This is a genomic window from Helicobacter fennelliae, from assembly GCF_900451005.1.
Taxonomy (GTDB): Bacteria; Campylobacterota; Campylobacteria; order Campylobacterales; family Helicobacteraceae; genus Helicobacter_B; species Helicobacter_B fennelliae.
The window spans coordinates 467153-486737 of record NZ_UGIB01000001.1; the positions used below are offsets into that span (position 1 = coordinate 467153).

Sequence of the window (19585 nt, forward strand, 5' to 3'; positions counted from 1 at the left end):
TTACAAATAAGGGTTTTTATGGAAGAGATTAAAAACATTGGATTAGCTCCAAATCTTAGCACACATTCTAAAACTTCTCACATCTCTACACAAAGCAAAGATAGTGGAGAATTTAGCAAAATGCTTAAAAAATCTATCGATGAGCTCAATCAAGTGCAAGAGACATCAGATAGAGCATTAGCAGATATGGCAAGCGGACAGCTCAAAGATTTACATCAAGCAGCTATTGCAATCGGCAAGGCTGAAACAAGTATGAAGCTTATGCTTGAAGTGCGCAATAAGGCACTTAGCGCATATAAAGAAATCCTAAGGACTCAAGTTTAGCTTGTGATTGAATGGACGACAAAATCAATAAATCACAATGTATTTTAATTATTTTTGCTTTTTTATGCCTAGCACTTTTGATTTTCATCATAGTTTTGTATTTCAAAATCATTCTTCCTCGCAAAATGCCAACTCTTATAATCCAAAAAAACGATGTCGCAGTGCGTGGAAGTGTTTTAACACAAGATAATTATTCCCTCGCTCGAAGCAAAAAGCTCTACAAACTCGGCTTTAATCCACGATCGATTGATCCTGATAAAAAAGAGCTTTTTGTAAAACTTTTGAGTATTTATAGCGACATTCCAGAATCCACCATACAAGAAGCCCTCAAACAGCCTAAATATAGGATTCTCTCCTATGCCATAAGCCCCAACACAGCTGCAAATCTCAAAACACTCAACGCAAAACTTTTGACATATAATGTCTTTCAAGATTATGAAGATGAAAGTGGCAAGCTTATCCAAAAAATGGGCTTAAGCGTCGAAGTGAGCGGGGTTGATAGAGAATACCCATACGAGAATCTCTTAGAGCCAATTGTCGGCTACACACAAAAAGATCAAAATGGCGATATGACAATCCCAAAGGGCGTAGGAGGCATAGAGAAATTCCAAGAAACAACGCTTAGAGCCATAAGCGATGGCTTCATAACCGGCAAGCGCGACATCGGCTTTAATGTCATCTACAACAAAATCTCCCAAAGTCAAAAACGGCTTGATGGATTTGATGTGCGTTTGGGTATCTCTTTGAGGCTTCAGCAGCAAATCGAGGAGATTTTAGATTCTGTGTTCCAGCAATATCAATCCGAAGAGATCATCGCAGGAATCCTTAACCCAACCAACGGGCAGATTCTAGCCCTTGCTACAACAAATAGATTTAACCCCAAAGCCATAAAAAAAGAGCAATACCCCAATCTCAACATTAAAGCCATAGAATCTTTTGAGCCCGGAAGCACGATAAAACCTCTTGTGTATTCACTACTCATCGAAAAAAAGCTCATCAATCCTTTGGCGCATATTGATCTTAATAATGGCTACTATCGCGTCGGAAAATATATGATTAGAGATGATGTGATTATGCCTAAAAACCCTACGATTGAAGATGTGCTTTTGCGCTCAAGCAATGTCGGAATGGTCAAACTCTCCATGCTTTTGAGCGGAAAGGAATTTTATGATGGCTTGCGAGATTTTGGATTAGCACAACTCACAGGCATTGATTTGCCCTATGAAAAAGATGGCATAATCCCATCTATCCGAGAATTAAGCCAAGAATCCTCCGCAGCTAAAGCCTCCGCTTCGTATGGATACAAAATCCGCGTTACATTTATGCAGCTTTTGCGCTCTTATGGGGTATTTTTAAATGGCGGTTTTTTGGTTACGCCACACATTACGCAAAACTTCATCGCACCTGATGGGCAAATCTATGTCCCGACACTTCCGCAGCCAAAGCAAGTGCTATCAAGCTTGAGTGCCAAAAAAATAGAGGAATTGCTCGTGCGTATTGTAGAAAATGGCACAGGTAAGGCAGCCAAAGTAGAAGGCATTATAGTCGGTGGCAAAACAGGCACCGCAAGAGTGGCGACGACAAGCGGTTATGGCGAAACTTACACTGGTTCATTTTTTGGGTTTGCTAAAGATAGAGAGAATACATATATAATCGGTGTTGTCGCATTTGGCTCTCACGGAAAGCATTATTATGGCGGGCAGACGGCTGCGCCTATTTTTAAGCATATTGTAGAAGCAATGGTTACACAAGGCTATCTAAAATTACAAAAGGATAAAAAATGAGAAAAACATTACCATTAGGAATTTTTATTTTGGCATTAGGATTTGTGGGATTGGGGCATTTGTATGCTGATAATGCCGCAATCACTGAGGTTTTTAAATCGCGCGGATATGATGTGAAAATTATCAGCACTCAAGATTCTGGGCTCAAAGATTTTGAGTTTGTGATTGTTGCGCAGGAGAATTTCTGGATTCCATTCCTAGCAAGTCAGAGCAAAAAAGTCCTCATCGGCGTAACGCCTGATACGATTTTGAGCGAGGATAGTGGGTTTTCAAAACATCTCACAGAGACGATACAAAAAGTGCGCGACCACAATCAAACAATCACAGATAATGCCGTTGTGGCTATATTTGAGAAATACAAAATAAATGTCGTGCATTTTGCGGGCAAAAATGCAAAATCTGAATATCTTGTTTTGGATATAAATTGTCCGCATTGCCAAACAGAAATCACCCAAAATTTTGCAAAACGACTCAAAAGTGGCGCGAATGTTTATGTGCTAGTTGCGGGCGTTTTGGGTATGGATTCTGCCAAAAAAGCGGCGACTTTTTATCAAGAGATAGAATCCAAAAAAAGCGACAAAGAAAAACAAGACTATATCAATGAGGTGTTTTCAAAAGGTATCAAGCCAAAAGACAATATCGATATAACAAGAATTATGAATATCACCATAGAGCTAGGAGCAGCTGGGCTTCGTGGCGTGCCTTATGTGATTGAGCGATAGAGGTTAAGTGCCATTTGGTGTCAAATCACAGAATCTAGATTCTATATCATTTTTGTCGTCATTGCGAGACTTCCGCTAAGAAGTCGTGGCAATCTAGTAAAACTAGAATCTAATCTGTCATTCTTAAGCGCAAGCGAAAAATCCAGAAATAAAAAAATAAGAAAAGAGATAAATTAGATTCTATGGATTGCCACGCAAGGATAAACCTTGCTCGCAATGACAAGCCTGCCCTGTCATTGCGAGGACGACAGGACGAAGCAAAAGAGAATCCAAAAATAGAGAATTTTTACACGCTCTTTTGTGTCTGCATAGAATCTATCTTTATTGTCATGTCTTAAGGAGTGCATAGCACGACTAAAGAATCCAGAAAAAAGCAATAAATAGAAATAAAAAAATCAAGTCTGCATAAGCAAAGCCTAGATTCTTCGGCAAGCCTCAGAATGAAGAGGTAATGCGTCATTGCGAGCAAAATTTTCAAATTTTGCGTGGCAATCTGCTTTTTGATTTTAGATTCTATAAAAACAAAAAGAGCGTGTAAAAATTCTAGATTTTAAGATGAGTTTGCAAGGGTTTGCAAGAGCTTGATAAATTGTGAAGTTTTGAGCAAGGAGATAAGGCTAATCGCCTATCGACGAAGTAAAAAACAAACTCATAGCTTAAAATCGCTTAAAAGCCAGGATTTAGATTCTAGAATCTAGCTTTAAATCGCGACTACTCCCACACGATAGCAACAAGTGCGGTAAATGGATTAGGCCCATCGCTGCTTGCACTCTCTCCGCCAAATGGACGCAGATCAAGCACACTCATAAGTAAGCCCATTTTCTTTCTATCATCAAGATAGCCAGAAAGACATTCTTCTAAGCATTTTGGCGCGGATTCTATATCTTTGAGATTAGGCTTTCCTTTTGGCGCATACACAAGCGGAATCACAAAAAGCGCAACTTTAAAGCTCGCACCATTAGCCAAAGAAACCATCTCCACTTTAGCACTTTTTATGTCTTTGAGTTGATTGAGTGCTTTTTGTATGCGCTCACAACACGCACTATCAAACTTCCAGCGCGCATTTTCGCTGATATTAAGCCAAAGTTTTTTGGATTCTATATAGGCTTCAAATTGCTTATTTGTGCTCATACACCAAAAATCTACAAACCGCCATTTATCCTTAGGCTTGCTTTCTTTGCCCTCGCTTGACATTGGCTGCTTGATATCAACGTGGCATTCACTCCAAGCATAAGGCGTGAGCGAATGGATTGCGTAAGAGATACTAGAATAGGCCTTTTTCTCCTCATAGGCAAGCGGAAACTCGCCGATGTCCTCATAGATTCTAAGATTTAGCACAAAAACCTGCTCGCCAAGCTCTTTAAAAAAGCCCTTAAAAGCCCGCCCATTTGTAAGGCTATCAGATTTGTAGTAAGAATCTAGTAGCCTCACATTTGCATTGCTTGGAAGTTGGTAGGTCATGATTAAATATCCTTTTTAAACTTTTTCTTTATATTTGACATCGCCTTCGCTCTCATAACCACAACTCTTGCATTTCCAAGTGATCCTTTTAACGCCCACTCGATAATGTTCCTTCTTGTTGTTTGCGATTTTAGAGATAGTGGATTCTGTAATAGTTTTTGTATCTAGATAGTCTATACAAAAAACTTTACCACATTTTGGGTATTTGCTTTGATTTTGAAAATACATTATCATAAGATTTCCAACAGGCACGCAAACAATAATAGCAATAATGCCAACCCAAAAAGCTCCACCAAACTCCATTGGTTTATCATCTAACATTTGTTAGCTTCTTAAAGCTTGCAAGATTTTATTGAGATTATCTTTTTTGATCCCCTTCCATACAAGAAACAAATCCACTATTATCCACACCAAGCCAATCCAATACATTATTGCTCCTAAACAAGTTACAATATCTATTTTACCTGCATCGCCTATAGCTGCTATATCAACCTATGACAAGCACAAGCTTAATAATACCAAGCAATGTATCGCCTTTATAAAATCTATCTGCTCCAAAACCACCCAAAAAAATTCCTAGCACAAGTCCTACAATCTTTGACTTAAAAGGTATTAGATTAAGTCTATTGGCTTTGTCTTGTGAGAGATTAGCAAGCTCATTTTGTAGCATATATGTTGATTCTTGTGGGATTTTATCCTGCCGCACTGCAAGTAAAGTTTGCACCTGATTAGATTCCATTTGTTACTCCTTAATTTGAATTGAGTCCAAGATCAAAACACTACATAACTTAAAAAACATCAAAGGAATATTTCCTTATATAAACTCAATATCAAGCAATTATTACTTTGTTATAAATTATGAGAAAAATTACTACACTTTTTCAAAAACCTCAAGGATTGTATGTCTAAATATGATAAGTTGCGCACATCTAAGCTCTCTCAGCGTGATATTGCAGGGATTTTGCAGATTGATACAAAGCCACTTTAGAATTGGCGTAAAAATAAGCCCGAACTTTATGCAATCGTAATGCTTAGATTTCGCTTCAAAGAATTGCTTGAGCTACAAAAAGCGCACTATGAAGAGTTGCAAGAGATAGAAAAAAGGTTTTATACCCGAAAAATCCAGCAATTAAACAAAAAGTATAGATTCGCAGAATCCAAACCCCCTCATTATCCCCTCTTGCCTATTTATTCCACCCGCCAATCAAAAGGAGTCTTGCCTGCTTGCTGCAAAATCTGCTGGGCTTTAAGAAACACTCCACTACCTACAAATCCCCTTGCCAATGGGCTTGGGTGCGGGGCTGTGATGATAAAGTGCTTGCGCGTGTCTATGAGCGGAATTTTTTGCTTCGCATAATTTCCCCAAAGCATAAAAATAATGCCCTCGCGCTGCGTTGAAAGGCGAGTGATAACCGCATCGCTAAACTTCTCCCAGCCAAAAGATTTATGAGAGCTTGCCATTCCTTTTTGCACGCTAAAAATAGAATTTAATAACAATGCTCCCCTTTTCGCCCACGCGGTGAGATCGCCTGTATTTGGCATTACAAGCCCTAAGCTTTGCTCTAGCTCTTTATAGATATTTTTTAGACTTGGTGGTATAGGCACACATCGTGGCACACTAAAGCTTAGCCCCATAGCTTGCGGAATCTCACGCAAAACCCCGCAATCATTATACATATAGCTTCCATGATAGGGATCTTGCCCCAAAATAACGATTTGGACTTTGTGCGGAGGTGTGAGATTAAAGGCATTAAATGTAAGCTCTCGTGGTGGAAAAATAATCTGTCGTTGCGCTATGGCGTGATTATAATGTTTGATAATTTCCTTAAAATATGGCTTTTCAAACTCATCGCCTAAAAATTCTATCCATTCAGGGCTTAGTGTTTTGGGAATTGACATTGCGTTTATATAGCGTTAAACCCAACGCTTTTTCCTCCATCAAAGTTGCCGCTTATCTCGCGCTTGATTTCTTCGATAAAGTCATTTTTGCTAAATACAGGACGTTCTCTTGTAGCGACTTTGTAGGCGGTATTTTTGATGATGAGTGCGATTTGAGCCCCGCTAAGATCATACTCACAAAGCTCTTTTGAGAGTGAATGAATCGTATCATTTTTGGCATATGTGGCGTTTTGTGGAAGGTATTTTTTCCAGATAGATTCTCTTTGTTCTTGTGTTGGACGCCTAAATTCTATTTTGTAATTAAATCGCCTTGAAAATGCAGAATCTATGGTCTCTATCAAGTTTGTTGTCGCGATGAGGATTCCGCTAAATTTCTCAATCTGCTCCAAAAAAATATTTTGCATTTGGTTATGCATTTTTTCTGTGGCATTGCCACTGCTAGCGCGCAAGCTCAAAAACTGATCCGCCTCATCGAGCAAAAGCACAGGTTCGTTTTTGATTTTTTTGGAGATTTCTTTGTAATCATCAAAAATTTTTCTGACATTTTTTTCAGATTCTCCGACATACATTGAGAGGATTTTAGAGCAATCAAAGCTTAGAATCTGCTTTTTGAGAGCTTTTGCCAAGCCTAATGCGCTTAATGTTTTGCCAGTCCCCGGAGGTCCAAAAAACAAAATCTTTGCCTCAATGCCCTTATTTTTGTCTTTGATTCCCCATTCTTTGAGCCTTGCTATGACCCTAGAATCCACTTGCTGCAAAATAGATTCTAGCATACTTTGCGTGTGTGGGGGCAGGATAATGTCTTTGAGGCTTGTTTTTGGCTCTAAAAGCTCAAAGACTTCTTGATTTTTGATTACAGATGCAAGGGTTGTGCGCGGGGTGGTTTTTTTGGCATTTTGGTGTGTGATTTTTTGGAGTATTTCTTCTGGGATAAAAAATGTGCGGATAATTCCACCAAAAGGATTAAGCATTTCATCATAATCGATAAGGTTTTTTTGGATAAGGGGCGATTTTTCATCAAGCAAAGAGCGGTTTTTGATTTTGTCGTATTCATCGATACTAATAAGCTCTATGAGGGTATTCATCTCTCTATAAATGCCATCGCCACCGGCGTATTCTTCTTTCAGCAATGCAAAAAAAATAATTTCTTCTTTGAAGTTGAGATTGTTTTCTTTAATGAGATGAAGCACAGAAATATTTGCTGTGGTGATCGCTAAGCGCGCTTTTATGCGCTCTTCTATGATTTTGAGCTGATGAGTCATTCGCGAGACAGAGAGCCCTTTAGAATCTAGATTGATTTTTTTGAGCATATCAATACGCAAAAACTGATCTTTTAAGAATTCTAAATGATCGCTATAAGGCGTGATTTCAGGAATGTCGATTTTTGGTGAGCCTTCTTCTAACAGCCGATAAAATGATGGCGAAAGGCAAACTTCAGTGCTTAGTAGCTCTAAAAGCGTCCAATCTTTGGTGCGGATAAATCCGCTTGAGATGATCCACCCAGAATCTAGTAAGTTTTTGATTTTGGGAAGATGTGCGATTATGGTGTTTTGCTCATTGCCAAAGCATGCTTTAAGGAGTTGCAAAATCTCAATCTCATTGCTTCCTTCAAAAAGCATTTTTGTCATAAAAAGTAAGATTCTCGCTTCATCAGCAGAGCATTTGAGATGTGGGTAAATGGCGGTTTTTTTGATGTCTTTGTGCTTTAAAAAATCATTCAAATATTGCATTGTGTTCCTTATTTATTTTTTGAGATCTTGAATGATTTTGAGATTGTCTTGATTAGAAAAAAGAGCTTGGATAGATTCTTGCTCATCAAGACTTAGCGCGTTTTGGTGCGTATTTTGGTGCGTATTTTGATGTGATTCTTCTTCCTCTTCCTCTTCTTCTTGCTGAAATGCAACCTCAGGATCAACGCGCGAAAAAATCACGCGCACACCAATGATAATCTGATAAATCCCATCAATGCTAACCTCAACAAAATTTCCTTCATCATCAGATCCAAACCCCGCTTCAAATGTAACCTTATCATCCCTTATATACAAGCTCTCAAATGTATAGCCCGCTAAGATAAAATGCGGAAAAGGACCAAATTTTTGCACGATTTCCTCAGGCAGTGGTGGATTGAAGCTGACTTTACTGATATGGCATACCATAGAAAAGTAGAATCTATTATCATACAAATAGCGCAACATATCGATACAAAAGGTATTGTAGATGTTTTTAAATTGCTTATATAACATGCAAAAGCCTTTTTTGCAACTCTTGAAATTCTTGAAGCATTTTTTGGACTTCTTTGATACCGATTTGCCAGAATCTCTCATCTTCTATATCAAATCCAAATGTCTTGATGAGATCTCTTGGCGATTTGCTTCCGCCAGCACTTAAGAAATTCGTATAGAGTTTGACAAAATTTTTGCACTTGCCACTTTTGTATAGCCCAAACAACGCAAGCACCAAAAGTTGCCCGTAGCTATACGCATAGCAATAAAATGGCGAATGGATAAAATGAGGAATGTAGCTCCACCAGCGATCATATCGCTTTGTAAGCGTGAGACTTTCGCCAAACATTTTTTGATTTTCCTCTCTCCAGATTCTGTCAAAATCTTGGATTTTGAGCTCATGCTCTTGATTGTGGATTGCGCGCTCAAAATTTGTCATCACAATCTGCCGAAAAAGCGTTGAAAATATATCCTCAAGCTTTGAAGAATAGATACTTAAAAGTTCTTGGGTGTTAAGATTTTGCTTGAGATAATCAAAAAGTAGCATTTCTCCAAATACAGAGGCTGTTTCTGCAGTTGTAAGCGGTGTATCGTGATTGAGACAGCCCACAGATTTGCTTAATTCTTGATGTATCATATGCCCAAATTCATGCGCTATGGTGAAAGCATCTCTGCGATTGCCAGTCCAATTCAAAAGCACATACGGGTGCGCGCTAGGCACGCAACCATGACTAAATGCGCCACCTCTTTTGTTTGGCGTTGGGTGTGAGCTTACCCAGCCCTCTTTGATCGCTTTTTTGGCGATTTCACCAAATGGCTTAGAAAAAGCACTATATGTTTGTATCACAAGCTCTAAAGCTTGGTTATATTGCAGAGTTGTATTACTTTGATAAATAGGCGCATAGCGATCATAATCTTTGAGCTTAAATCCCAAAACCTGTGATTTAATCGCATAGTATTGATGCACGATGTGAAAATTTTTATTCACGATTTTAATCATCGTATCGACACTTTTTTGGGTGGTTTGATTAGCAATATGCCGGAAAATCTCTTTATTAGGATAGTTTCGCAAACGTTTTTGAATGCTTAAATCCTTACGCACCATATTTAAAATATAACTAAGAAGCGCGCTAGAATCTTGCAAGGATTTAGAGAAGTCTTTTTGCGCTTTTTTGCGGACTTTTCTATCATTGCTATATAGCAGGGCTAAGACTTCCTCCTCGCTTTGTTTATGCTTGCCAATTTTTAGGCTTGCAAGATGCTCATCAAAGAGCCTACTAAACGCATTGACTCCGACAGCAGAAGTCGCCATAAGGGCTTTTTCGACATTAAGCTCAAGCTGATAGACTTTTTGGGCTAGTAGATTCTGCAAATAAAAGCTGTATTTTTTGGAAGCTTTGATAAATGATTTTTGGATTTTTGCAGGAAGATTGCAAAACTCAAGCTCAAAAAACAGCAAATGCTCATAAATTTCATTGCTTAGCATTTCGTATTTGCCATAGAAATCGCCCTTTGTCGTATCCTCTGCAAATACCAAAAACGCATAAGTCATAATCCTAGAAATGCGCTCAATGAGCGATTCGTATTGCATAATAGAATCTAAAAATTCATCAGGCATAAGCTTTGCAAGAGAGGAGGAGTATTTTTTTTCAAAGGCTAGGACTTGCTTTTGGGTTTCTTTGAGAAAAGTATCAAGGGCTTGTTTGCTTGCAAATAATGGTGTAAGATTCCATTTGTGAGTAAGAGATGTAGTAGCAGATGAGCGCGAATGAGGCGATGTGGCTGATGATGAAAAATTGGCTAAGGTGGCTGGTGTAGTTTTTGACATTAATTGTCCTTTGTGTAAAATTTGCGTAAAATCTGTGAAATCCTACAATTTTGCTATAAAATTTTGTATAAAAGCTTGATTGTAACACAAATTCAAAAATTAAATACTAAGCGTATGAAAAGTGTGTGAAAAATCCTAGATTCTAGAATCTACATTTGATTCTCTGGCATAATCTTTGCAAGCACACTCACAAACCTCACCCACCAGCTTGTATCCGGCGAATGCGTAAAACAAAGCGTTTTATTATCGCTTTCATCATCATAAGCACACCAAGTTGTTTTGTTATTAATCCGCTTAAGCTTCCAAGCTTTTTGCATATCGATTTGGATAAGCTTTGTCATTTCTTTTGCAAATTCCTCATTATCAAATATCGCCACAACTTCAGTATTAATCACACTTGAACGTGGATCAAGATTAAAGCTCCCAACACAAGATATTTTATTATCAAACACAAATATTTTGCTATGCAAGCTCGCCCCAGAGCTTACTTTACCGCGGATTTTGATTGTACCCTCACTTTTTCTGTATTCATAGATATTGGCATTGATTTTGACTAATTTATCCCTATACCGCTCCCACGCAGAATACACCGCCAAAACATCAGTGCTTGAGAGCGAATTTGTCAAAATAAAATAATTAATCCCTTTTTGCATAGATTCTTTAATGCCCTCAAAGCCCTTTTTGCCCGGCACAAAATACGCCGAAGAGATATACACAGAATCTGTAACATTCTCAAGGATTTTTGTAAGCTGTGCTAGAATCTTGCTTGTCGGATTCTTAGCATCAATTTTTTCTGGAGAATCCGCCACAAGTACGCCATTACCCCAATAGATTTTATTTTTTTTGTGCTGGTAATTATCAATAAAAACTTGCATAACATCGTGATATTTTTGCCATTCTCCTGTATCAGATTCTAGCTCTTGAATGACTTTTGAGTAATTTTTCAAAAATTTTTTCATCTTGCGTTTGGAGGGCAAAAACTCAACAGGAATTGAGCGATGATATTCCCAATATTCCTTGAAACTCTCTTGCGCTTCTTTGGCGACCTGCCCTAAGAAAAACGCATCTGTATCAGAAAAATTCACCCCCAAAGTATTGTCAAAATAATTATCAGCGATATTGCGCCCACCCACAATGAGCGCAATCCCATCAACGATAAACATTTTGTTATGCATTCGACGATTGACACGTTTAAAGTCAAGCACCATTTCAGAGAGGCGAAAGAGCTTGATTCTATTGCGATAAGGATTAAATATACGCACTTCGATATTTGGATGGTTATTGAGCGCGATAATGTCTGAATAATCAGAATCTAGCCCATTATCATCGACAAGGATTTTGATTTGCACGCCACGATTTGCTGCCTGCCAAATCTCGTGCATAAGCACCTGTGAGGCGATGTCGTTTTTGTAGATGTATGTTTGTATTTCGATTGAATACTTTGCCATTCTTGCTAAAGTTGCTCGATGAAGGAGTGCGTATGAGCCATCAGAGATAAGCATCGCTCCACTTTTGGTGATGTCTCTAAGCTCTTCAAGATAGGGCAGTGAGAGCGGGCTACTAAGCGGATTATACGCATTGAAGCTACTTTTTTGCAAAGGCTCTTTGAGATGATGAGTCGAAGGCACGATAGAAGCGCAACCCGCCAAAATAAATATACAAATAACAAACGTTGCCGTTACATAAGCATCATTCATATGCGCTCTTTTAGATTTGGATTTTAGTTTTAAGATTTTAGATTCTAGCCAAAAAAGAGCTATTCTAGCATAAATGCGCTAAATACAAAAATCAAATCCCGCAAAATCTCTACGCAAAATTTTTAAAAAAGTATTGAAAAATTTTTTAGCATGTCGATTGTAGTTTTTGTCCGAGGCAAGGAAGCCTTAGGTTATATTAATAAAAGGAGTTACAAATGGCTTTTCAAATTAACACAAACATAAATGCGCTTAACGCACATGCTTCAGGTGTAGGCACACAATTAGGTCTTAAAAATTCTTTGGAAAAATTAAGCTCAGGGCTTAGAATCAACAAAGCAGCAGATGATGCTTCTGGTATGACTATCGCTGATAGCTTAAGAAGTCAAGCAAGTGCTCTAGGTCAAGCAATCAGCAACACAAATGATGGTATCGGTATCATTCAAATCGCTGATAAGGCAATGGACGAAATGCTTAAAATCCTTGACACAGTGAAAGTCAAAGCGACACAAGCCGCACAAGATGGACAAACCAAAGACTCAAGAAAGGCTATCCAAAGCGACATTATTCGTTTGATTCAAGGGTTGGATTATATCGGTAATACAACATCTTACAACGGACAAGCTTTGCTTTCTGGTCAATGGACAAACAAAGAATTCCAAGTTGGTGCGTATTCAAACCAATCAATCAAAGCATCAATCGGAGCTACAACATCTGACAAAATCGGGCAAGTGCGCTTAGAAACAGGTGTGATGATTACAGCTTCTGGTGAAGTTGCATTGAAATTCCGACAAGTTGATGGAGTTAATGACGTGCAACTTGAAACTGTCAAAATCTCAACTTCTGCTGGCACAGGTCTAGGAAACCTCGCTGAAATCATCAACAAAAGCTCCGATAGAAGCGGAATCCGCGCAAACGCAGTTGTGCTCTCAACTTCAGATTCTGAAGTCAAAGCTGGTGAGATCCGCGGAATGGTTATCAATGGCTTTACAATCGGTGATATTCTCGGTATCAAGCAAGCTGATAGCGATGGTCGTTTGGTGCAAGCAATCAATGCTGCAAGCTCTGAAACAGGTGTAGAAGCATTCACAGATAATAAAGGTCGTTTGAATCTTAGAAGTATCGATGGACGCGGAATTGAAGTCAAAGTCAACCAACAAGGTGGTGGAGCTGGTGGGCAACAACAAGGCACTCTAGCGATCTCTGGAATCAATGGTCAAGATCTAGCTGGCACAGGCTCTGTAAATTATGGTCGCCTTTCTTTGACAAGACTCGATTCTCACGACATCATCATCACTGGGACAAATATCAGTGCAACTGGATTTGGAGCTAACCAAAATGCTGCTGAAACCATTGTCAATCTCCGTGATGTTTTGGGTTTCTTTAATGAATCTGTGCGATCTGCTGCTGGTGCAAATGAAAATAACGCTATTGCTGAGGGTAATGATGTGTTAGGTGCTGGTGTTACGACATTACGAGGCGCAATGGTCGTTATGGATATCGCAGAATCTGCTCAAAAAATGCTTGACAAAATCCGCGCGGATCTTGGTTCTGTGCAAGGGCAATTCACTGCGACAGTCAATAACATCACCGTAACTCAAGTGAATGTCAAAGCGGCTGAAAGTCAAATTCGTGAAGTGGATTTTGCAAGTGAGTCTGCAGAGTTTAACAAATTGAGTATCCTCGCTCAATCTGGAAGCTATGCGATGAGCCAAGCAAACGCCGCTCAACAAAACATCTTAAGACTTCTTTCTTAAGGCTTTAAGCTCCTTTTGGGGCTTAAATCTTTTTATTTTTATATTTTTCTCAATTTTTATCATTCCAATACACTAAACATACACCAAACACAGAATCTATTAATAAAGCACCAATCTAAAAACTTAAAACTAACCGCGTTATTTTGAAATGCAAACAAAAAATTCAGAATCTAAGAATCTAAAAGTGGATTGCCACGCTTAGCTTCTGCCTCGCTCGCAATGACAAACCCGCCCCCTCAATTGCGAGGACGATAGGACGAAGCAATCTAGTCAAAATGGATTGCCACGACTTCCTAGCGGAAGCCTCGCAATGACGACAAAAATGACAGATTCTAGTAGAATCCATGCAAACACAAAAAGAGTATAAAGAAATTCTCTATTTTTAGCTCATTTTTGTAGTTTTGCGAGTTTAGCAGTGAGTCGCACTATATCGTGCGTCGCCAAAATAAAACAAGATAAGCTAAACGAAGCAATCTACAAAAAAAAGCAAAAAGAGAGGATTTAGATCACATGGAAATTTAGATTCTAGATTCAAATCTGATGCGCACTTATACTTTTGAAAAAAAGCTCTCCATACTCGCTTTTTTGGCTTATAACTTTGCAACTTTGGATAAGATCCAAATCCTCCATCAAGCACGCAAGCAAAATCTCCATAATAAAGCACGAATCTTTTGGGTTGATGTGAGCGGGGCATTTTTGGGCGTTTGTGTAGTAATGGTGGATTCTGCGGATCAAGGAAGTATTGCGAATCTCAACGATAAGCATATCAAGCGGAACTTTAAAAAACATCAAATTTTCTTTGATATTAATCGAGAGATAAAACATTTCAAACCCATAGATTTTCTTATCATATGAGTCAAAGAAGTAAAGAGTTTTATTGAAATTATCCTTAAAAGTGTGGATCATCAATTCCAAAATCGCGATTTTTTGCTCTTTTGAATAAAAATTCCCAATCGGCGAGAAGCAAAATTCAAGCAAAGCCTTTATGCTATACCACTCACTCACCACAAAAGAATAATCCCGAATCTTTTCACCTCGCCTTTTGCGCGCGATTTTTACCTCTTCGCTATCGATGTTTTGATACACAAAAGGCATAATAAAATCCCGATAAGCTGGGTTTGGAAAGGTAGCATGAAGTATGATTGAGCCTTCATTTTCGTTTTCAAAAATATATTTTAATCCCCCTTCATAGCCTTCATCTATGATTTTTATCTCTTCATTATTGAGGTTGTTTAATATCGAGTAAAAATGCGTATTGTCGCTTTTCCAAATTTCTTTTGGGTAGCGAAAATGCTCGCAAACTTTGGATTTTATGCCATCATCAAGCTCTTTTTTGTGATCGCTCTCAAGCCAATTCGCAATCGTTCTCCTGTCTCTTCCAAGCAAAAAAGAAAACTTACTCAAGCTTAAGCCTGATTTTTTAAAAATCTCAAACAATCTTTCTTTGGAATTTAGCATTTCTCTACCTTATTTTTTGCTTGTTTTTGTCTAATTTACCACTTGATTTTTTTACTCAAAATTCAATAATTACTTTTTGTAACAAAACAAATGCCCTTGCTTTGAAAAATATTATGAAAAATTTGTGTAAATAACTCGACAAATTCTCAAAAATTGCACAAAATTTATACATTTTTTAAATTTTAGTTACAAATTCAAAGGCGATGTAACCAAATTTGGCATAGCTTTTTTGCATTCTTGCACCTATAATCAAAGAACAACTTGAAAAAAGGAGTGAGCTTATGAGTATTTATGCGCAAACTTATCAAGAATCCATTAGCGACCCAGAGAGATTCTGGGCTGAAGCCGCTAAAAAGGTGCATTGGTATAATGAATGGGACAAAGTGCTTGACTCAAGCGGAGAGCATTATAGGTGGTTTGTTGGAGGCTGTATGAATACCTGCTACAACGCCCTTGATTTGCATATTCACAATGGCAAGGGCGATCAAATAGCATTGATATATGATTCGCCTGTAACAGACACAAAGAAAAAATACACCTACAAAAAACTTCGCGATAGAGTCGCAAAAGTAGCCGGAATCTTGGCAAATAAAGGCGTTGTCAAAGGCGATAGGGTTGTGATTTATATGCCTATGATTCCTGAAGCTGTGATTGCTATGCTTGCTTGCGCGAGACTTGGCGCGATTCATAGTGTCGTGTTTGGAGGATTTGCAGCACACGAGCTTGCCGCAAGGATAGAAGACGCCAAACCGCGCGTGGTGATGAGTGCGAGCTGTGGCATAGAAGTAAGCAATATCATAGAATACAAGCCTATTTTAGATGAAGCGATCAAAAAATCAAGCCACAAACCCACTACTTGTATCATCTGGCAACGACCGCAGTTTAAAGCAAATATGTTGCCATGGCGTGATGTGGATTGGGAAAGCGAAGAGGAAAAAACAAAAGGAGTCGATCCTGTGCCCGTAGATGCTACTGATCCGCTGTATATCCTCTACACTTCGGGCACGACAGGCTCACCAAAAGGCGTCATACGCTCAAATGGTGGACATTCTGTGGCGATGAAATGGTCTATGGATAATATCTATAATGTCAAAACCGGCGATGTCATACTTACTGCTTCTGATGTAGGCTGGGTTGTGGGGCATTCTTATATCGTATATGGTCCTTTGATGAATGGTGCTACAACGGTGCTTTATGAGGGCAAACCGGTGCGCACACCAAATCCGGGGGCGTTTTGGCGAATGGTAGAAGAGCATAAAATCAATGTGCTTTTCTCTGCGCCTACTGCGTTTCGTGCGATAAGAAAAGAAGATCCAAAAGCCCAATGGCTCAAAAACTTCAATCTTGAGAGTTTGAGGGCGATTTTTGTAGCCGGCGAGCGATGTGATAGCGATACGCTCAAATGGATACAAAAAGTTACCCAAAAGCCTGTGATTGATAATTGGTGGCAAACAGAAACAGGCTGGGCGATCGTGGCAAATCCTTTAGGGCTTGAACCTCAACCAATCAAGCCCGGAAGCCCTACAAAGCCAATGCCCGGCTTTAACCTAAAAGTGCTTGATGAAAACGGAAAAGAACTCAAACACGACAAAAAAGGAGCATTATGCCTCAAACTTCCTTTGCCACCTGCAAGCCTTATGGGAATTTGGGAGAATGATGAGAGATACCGCCGAGGCTATCTTGATCAGTTTCCGGGATATTACATCACGGGCGATACAGGCTATATCGATAAAGACGGCTATGTGTATGTTTTAGGCAGAATGGACGGAATCATCAATGTCGCAAGGCATAGGCTCTCAACCGGAGAAATGGAAGAAATCATAGCCAAGCACCCCGATGTGGCAGAATGTGCAGTTATCGGGGTGAATGATGAACTCAAAGGCGAAATTCCTATGGGCTTTATCGTGCTTAAAAACGGTATAGAAAGAGATCATGATGGCATAGTTGAAGGCGTTGTGGCATTAGTCAGACAAGAAATCGGAGCGGTGGCGTGTTTTAAAATCGCTTGCGTGGTTGAGGCATTACCCAAAACACGAAGTGGCAAAATCCTAAGAAAAACGCTTCGAGAAATCGCTGATGGAGTGGATTTTAAGATTCCAGCAACTATTGAAAACGAAAGTGTTTTGAGAAATTGCGAGGGGGTAATCCATAAATTAGGCTATCCAAAAAAGCTAGATTCTAGTAAATTCTAGGATTTCTTTACGCTTCTTGAATTTGCATAGAATCTAAAATCTAGAATCTAAAACGAAACATCTCAAATTTTAGATTTTAAGATGAGTTTGTGGGTTGTGCAGAAATTTTTAGACAAGATAGAACATAAGCGTTCATCGCAGGCTAAAAATTTCAAATCTCCCGCAAAATCGCTTAAAAGCTAAAATTTACTCTAGAATCTAAATAACTCAAAAAAGGAGAAACAATGAAAAACCAAACACAAAGTGCAGGCAAACGTTTTAGAGAAGCGTTGCAATCAAGCTCACCGCTTATCATCGTAGGCGCAGTCAATGCATATGCAGCCTTGCAAGCTACAAAGCTAGGGCATAAGGCTATTTATCTTTCAGGAAGTGGAGTAGCAAGTGCAAGCTATGGACTGCCAGATCTTGGGATTGTAGGGCTTGAAGATGTGTGTATTGATGTCAGACGCATTACCTCACGCGTGGATACGCCTTTGCTTGTTGATATTGATACAGGCTTTGGCGGGGCGTTTAATATCGCACGAACAATCAAAGAAATGACAAGAGCTGGTGCTGCGGCTGTGCATATCGAGGATCAAGTCGCACAAAAAAGATGTGGGCATAGACCGGGCAAGGAGCTTGTCAGCAAAGAAGAGATGTGCGATAGGATAAAAGCCGCAATGGACGCAAAAATCGATAATGATTTCGTGGTGATGGCTCGGACAGACGCACACGCAAGCGAAGGACAACAAAAAGCTATTGAGCGAGCGTTAGCGTATGTGGAAGCGGGTGCGGAGATGATATTTGCAGAGGCTATCCATACTTTAGAAGAGTATAAAGAATTTACAAACCTCATCAAAGTGCCCGTGCTAGCAAATATCACAGAATTTGGCAAAACGCCGTATTTTAGCGCAAAAGAGCTTGCAGAAGTTGGTATTGCTATGGTGCTATATCCGCTCTCTGCAAATCGCGCTATGGGACGCGCCGCGCAACTTGTCTATCAAAGTATTTTAGAAAAAGGACACCAAAAAGATGTGCTTGAGATTATGCAAACGCGCGAGGAGCTTTACCAAACGCTTGATTATTACGCGTTTGAAAACAAACTTGATGAATTATTTAAAGGAGGCAAAAAATGAGTATGAGCGAAGCAAAGAAAAAAACAGGCGGTTTGGCTGGAGTTGTAGCTGGTGAGAGTGCGATATGCACTTGCGGGCTTGGAAATGGGCTGAATTATTATGGCTATGCGATTGAGGATTTGGCACAAAATTGTGAGTTTGAAGAAGTGGCATATCTTTTGCAATACGCCAAACTTCCAAATAATAAAGAGTTAGAGGATTACAAAGAGCAAATCATCGCGCAAAGAAGCTTAAATGAGAATCTAAAAGCGGTTTTAAGAGCCATACCAAAAAGCGCGCACCCGATGAATCTTATGCAAGCTGCGGTAGCGACTTTGGGAAGTGTAGAGTCGGAAGAAAATAACTTTAGCGATCAAGATTCTAAAATTATCAGGCTTTTGGGGGTACTACCTAGCGTGCTTTGCTATTGGCATCATTATGCAAATTTTGGCAAGGAGATTAGCTTTGATTCAGATCAAAAAAGTATAGCGGGATATTTCTTAGAAAAGCTCAAGCTTAAAACCCCAAAAGAAGAATTTATCAAAGCTATGCACTGCTCGCTTATCTTGTATGCAGAGCATGAATTTAACGCCTCAACTTTCACAGCTAGAATCTGTGCTTCGACAAAAAGCGATATTTTTAGCTGTGTGGCTGCAGCGATTGGGGCTTTGAGAGGTCCTTTGCATGGAGGGGCAAATGAGGCTGCAATGCACCTTATCGAAAGCTTTGCAAGTGTAGATTCTGCGATTGCAGGTGTCAATAAAAAACTAGAAAACAAAGAATTGCTTATGGGCTTTGGACACAGAATCTATGGGCTTGGTGGCGATCCTAGAAACGCACTCATCAAGGTATGGAGCAAGAGGCTTGGTGGCGATACACTGCTCTTTGAAGTCAGTGAAGCGATAGAAAATCTCATGAAAGAAAAAAAGCCAAACTTGCCACCAAATGCGGACTTTTATAGTGCTTCGACATATCATTTTATGGGGATTCCGACAGATTATTTCACGCCGATTTTTATCATAAGTCGCGTCAGTGGCTGGTGCGCTCATATCAAAGAGCAAAGGGCAAACAACAAGCTAATCCGTCCAAGTAGCACATACATAGGACCAGAACCTAGAGAATTTACACATATAACCAAACGATAAACGAC

The 19585-nt window shown here is 39.3% G+C and carries 17 protein-coding genes; 8 read left to right on the forward strand and 9 right to left on the reverse strand.

What is annotated here, in order from left to right; genetic code table 11:
* The first annotated feature begins 18 nt into the window (after nt 1-18).
* From fliE to DY109_RS11285, 4 genes are all read left to right on the forward strand, one after another.
* Nucleotides 19-324, forward strand: coding sequence for a flagellar hook-basal body complex protein FliE (gene fliE / locus DY109_RS02275; protein WP_023947749.1), 306 nt, complete (start codon nt 19-21; stop codon nt 322-324).
* 11 nt (nt 325-335) lie between these two features.
* Nucleotides 336-2108: a peptidoglycan D,D-transpeptidase FtsI family protein gene (locus tag DY109_RS02280; protein ID WP_023947747.1), complete on the forward strand. Its 1773-nt coding sequence runs from the start codon at nt 336-338 to the stop codon at nt 2106-2108.
* Entirely contained in the window at nt 2105-2830 is a 726-nt protein-coding gene (locus DY109_RS02285; RefSeq protein WP_023947745.1) for a hypothetical protein, read from the forward strand. Before DY109_RS02280 ends, DY109_RS02285 begins: the two co-directional genes overlap by 4 nt.
* Before the next feature lie 182 nt (nt 2831-3012).
* Complete coding sequence (locus DY109_RS11285; RefSeq protein ID WP_023947741.1) at nt 3013-3168, forward strand: hypothetical protein; 156 nt, start codon at nt 3013-3015, stop codon at nt 3166-3168.
* 373 nt (nt 3169-3541) lie between these two features.
* Here DY109_RS11285 and DY109_RS02290 read toward each other — a convergent pair whose 3' ends face one another.
* From DY109_RS02290 to DY109_RS02330, 8 genes are all read right to left on the reverse strand, one after another.
* Nucleotides 3542-4291 carry a hypothetical protein gene (locus DY109_RS02290; RefSeq protein WP_023947738.1) on the reverse strand — a complete coding sequence of 250 codons (750 nt, stop codon included), beginning with the start codon at nt 4289-4291 and terminating at the stop codon, nt 3542-3544.
* 15 nt (nt 4292-4306) lie between these two features.
* Entirely contained in the window at nt 4307-4612 is a 306-nt protein-coding gene (locus DY109_RS02295; RefSeq protein WP_023947736.1) for a hypothetical protein, read from the reverse strand.
* A gap of 166 nt (nt 4613-4778) precedes the next feature.
* A complete protein-coding gene (locus tag DY109_RS11810; protein ID WP_023947734.1) occupies nt 4779-5030 on the reverse strand; it encodes a TM2 domain-containing protein in 252 nt (83 codons plus the stop codon).
* A gap of 449 nt (nt 5031-5479) precedes the next feature.
* Nucleotides 5480-6190: a uracil-DNA glycosylase gene (gene ung / locus DY109_RS02310; protein WP_023947733.1), complete on the reverse strand. Its 711-nt coding sequence runs from the start codon at nt 6188-6190 to the stop codon at nt 5480-5482.
* Nucleotides 6191-6195: 5 nt separating this feature from the next.
* Entirely contained in the window at nt 6196-7920 is a 1725-nt protein-coding gene (locus tag DY109_RS02315) for an ATP-binding protein (RefSeq protein ID WP_023947732.1), read from the reverse strand.
* A 12-nt stretch (nt 7921-7932) separates the two neighbouring features.
* A complete protein-coding gene (locus DY109_RS02320; RefSeq protein ID WP_023947731.1) occupies nt 7933-8433 on the reverse strand; it encodes a hypothetical protein in 501 nt (166 codons plus the stop codon).
* Nucleotides 8423-10240 (reverse strand): M3 family oligoendopeptidase, encoded by a 1818-nt coding sequence (locus DY109_RS02325; protein ID WP_023947730.1) that lies wholly within the window; start codon nt 10238-10240, stop codon nt 8423-8425. The genes DY109_RS02320 and DY109_RS02325 overlap by 11 nt, the downstream gene beginning before the upstream one ends.
* A gap of 149 nt (nt 10241-10389) precedes the next feature.
* Nucleotides 10390-11937 (reverse strand): phospholipase D family protein, encoded by a 1548-nt coding sequence (locus DY109_RS02330; RefSeq protein ID WP_023947729.1) that lies wholly within the window; start codon nt 11935-11937, stop codon nt 10390-10392.
* Between the two features lie 215 nt (nt 11938-12152).
* Here DY109_RS02330 and DY109_RS02335 point away from each other — a divergent pair, with 215 nt between their 5' ends.
* Nucleotides 12153-13691 (forward strand): flagellin A, encoded by a 1539-nt coding sequence (locus DY109_RS02335; RefSeq protein WP_115737751.1) that lies wholly within the window; start codon nt 12153-12155, stop codon nt 13689-13691.
* 531 nt (nt 13692-14222) lie between these two features.
* Here the strand turns inward: DY109_RS02335 and DY109_RS02340 are convergent.
* Nucleotides 14223-15149: a hypothetical protein gene (locus tag DY109_RS02340; protein WP_115737752.1), complete on the reverse strand. Its 927-nt coding sequence runs from the start codon at nt 15147-15149 to the stop codon at nt 14223-14225.
* Between the two features lie 281 nt (nt 15150-15430).
* Between DY109_RS02340 and DY109_RS02345 the strand changes: the two genes are divergently transcribed.
* The 3 genes from DY109_RS02345 (at nt 15431) to DY109_RS02355 (ending at nt 19580) form a co-directional block, all read left to right on the forward strand.
* A complete protein-coding gene (locus DY109_RS02345; RefSeq protein ID WP_115737753.1) occupies nt 15431-17341 on the forward strand; it encodes a propionyl-CoA synthetase in 1911 nt (636 codons plus the stop codon).
* Between the two features lie 224 nt (nt 17342-17565).
* Nucleotides 17566-18456, forward strand: coding sequence for a methylisocitrate lyase (prpB, locus tag DY109_RS02350; protein ID WP_023947718.1), 891 nt, complete (start codon nt 17566-17568; stop codon nt 18454-18456).
* Nucleotides 18453-19580: a citrate/2-methylcitrate synthase gene (locus DY109_RS02355; RefSeq protein WP_023947716.1), complete on the forward strand. Its 1128-nt coding sequence runs from the start codon at nt 18453-18455 to the stop codon at nt 19578-19580. Before prpB ends, DY109_RS02355 begins: the two co-directional genes overlap by 4 nt.
* Nucleotides 19581-19585 lie beyond the last annotated feature (5 nt).

Excerpts from the sequence above, each read along its gene's own strand:
- DY109_RS02355 (WP_023947716.1), top strand. The coding sequence starts at position 18,453 with ATGAGTATGAGCGAAGCAAAGAAAAAAACAGGCGGTTTGGCTGGAGTT.
- DY109_RS11285 (WP_023947741.1), top strand. The coding sequence starts at position 3,013 with ATGGATTGCCACGCAAGGATAAACCTTGCTCGCAATGACAAGCCTGCC.
- DY109_RS02280 (WP_023947747.1), top strand. The coding sequence starts at position 336 with ATGGACGACAAAATCAATAAATCACAATGTATTTTAATTATTTTTGCT.
- fliE (WP_023947749.1), top strand. The coding sequence starts at position 19 with ATGGAAGAGATTAAAAACATTGGATTAGCTCCAAATCTTAGCACACAT.
- DY109_RS02325 (WP_023947730.1), bottom strand. The coding sequence starts at position 10,240 with ATGTCAAAAACTACACCAGCCACCTTAGCCAATTTTTCATCATCAGCC.
- DY109_RS02290 (WP_023947738.1), bottom strand. The coding sequence starts at position 4,291 with ATGACCTACCAACTTCCAAGCAATGCAAATGTGAGGCTACTAGATTCT.
- DY109_RS02330 (WP_023947729.1), bottom strand. The coding sequence starts at position 11,937 with ATGAATGATGCTTATGTAACGGCAACGTTTGTTATTTGTATATTTATT.
- DY109_RS02320 (WP_023947731.1), bottom strand. The coding sequence starts at position 8,433 with ATGTTATATAAGCAATTTAAAAACATCTACAATACCTTTTGTATCGAT.
- DY109_RS02345 (WP_115737753.1), top strand. The coding sequence starts at position 15,431 with ATGAGTATTTATGCGCAAACTTATCAAGAATCCATTAGCGACCCAGAG.
- prpB (WP_023947718.1), top strand. The coding sequence starts at position 17,566 with ATGAAAAACCAAACACAAAGTGCAGGCAAACGTTTTAGAGAAGCGTTG.
- ung (WP_023947733.1), bottom strand. The coding sequence starts at position 6,190 with ATGTCAATTCCCAAAACACTAAGCCCTGAATGGATAGAATTTTTAGGC.
- DY109_RS02285 (WP_023947745.1), top strand. The coding sequence starts at position 2,105 with ATGAGAAAAACATTACCATTAGGAATTTTTATTTTGGCATTAGGATTT.
- DY109_RS02295 (WP_023947736.1), bottom strand. The coding sequence starts at position 4,612 with ATGTTAGATGATAAACCAATGGAGTTTGGTGGAGCTTTTTGGGTTGGC.
- DY109_RS02335 (WP_115737751.1), top strand. The coding sequence starts at position 12,153 with ATGGCTTTTCAAATTAACACAAACATAAATGCGCTTAACGCACATGCT.
- DY109_RS02340 (WP_115737752.1), bottom strand. The coding sequence starts at position 15,149 with ATGCTAAATTCCAAAGAAAGATTGTTTGAGATTTTTAAAAAATCAGGC.
- DY109_RS02315 (WP_023947732.1), bottom strand. The coding sequence starts at position 7,920 with ATGCAATATTTGAATGATTTTTTAAAGCACAAAGACATCAAAAAAACC.
- DY109_RS11810 (WP_023947734.1), bottom strand. The coding sequence starts at position 5,030 with ATGGAATCTAATCAGGTGCAAACTTTACTTGCAGTGCGGCAGGATAAA.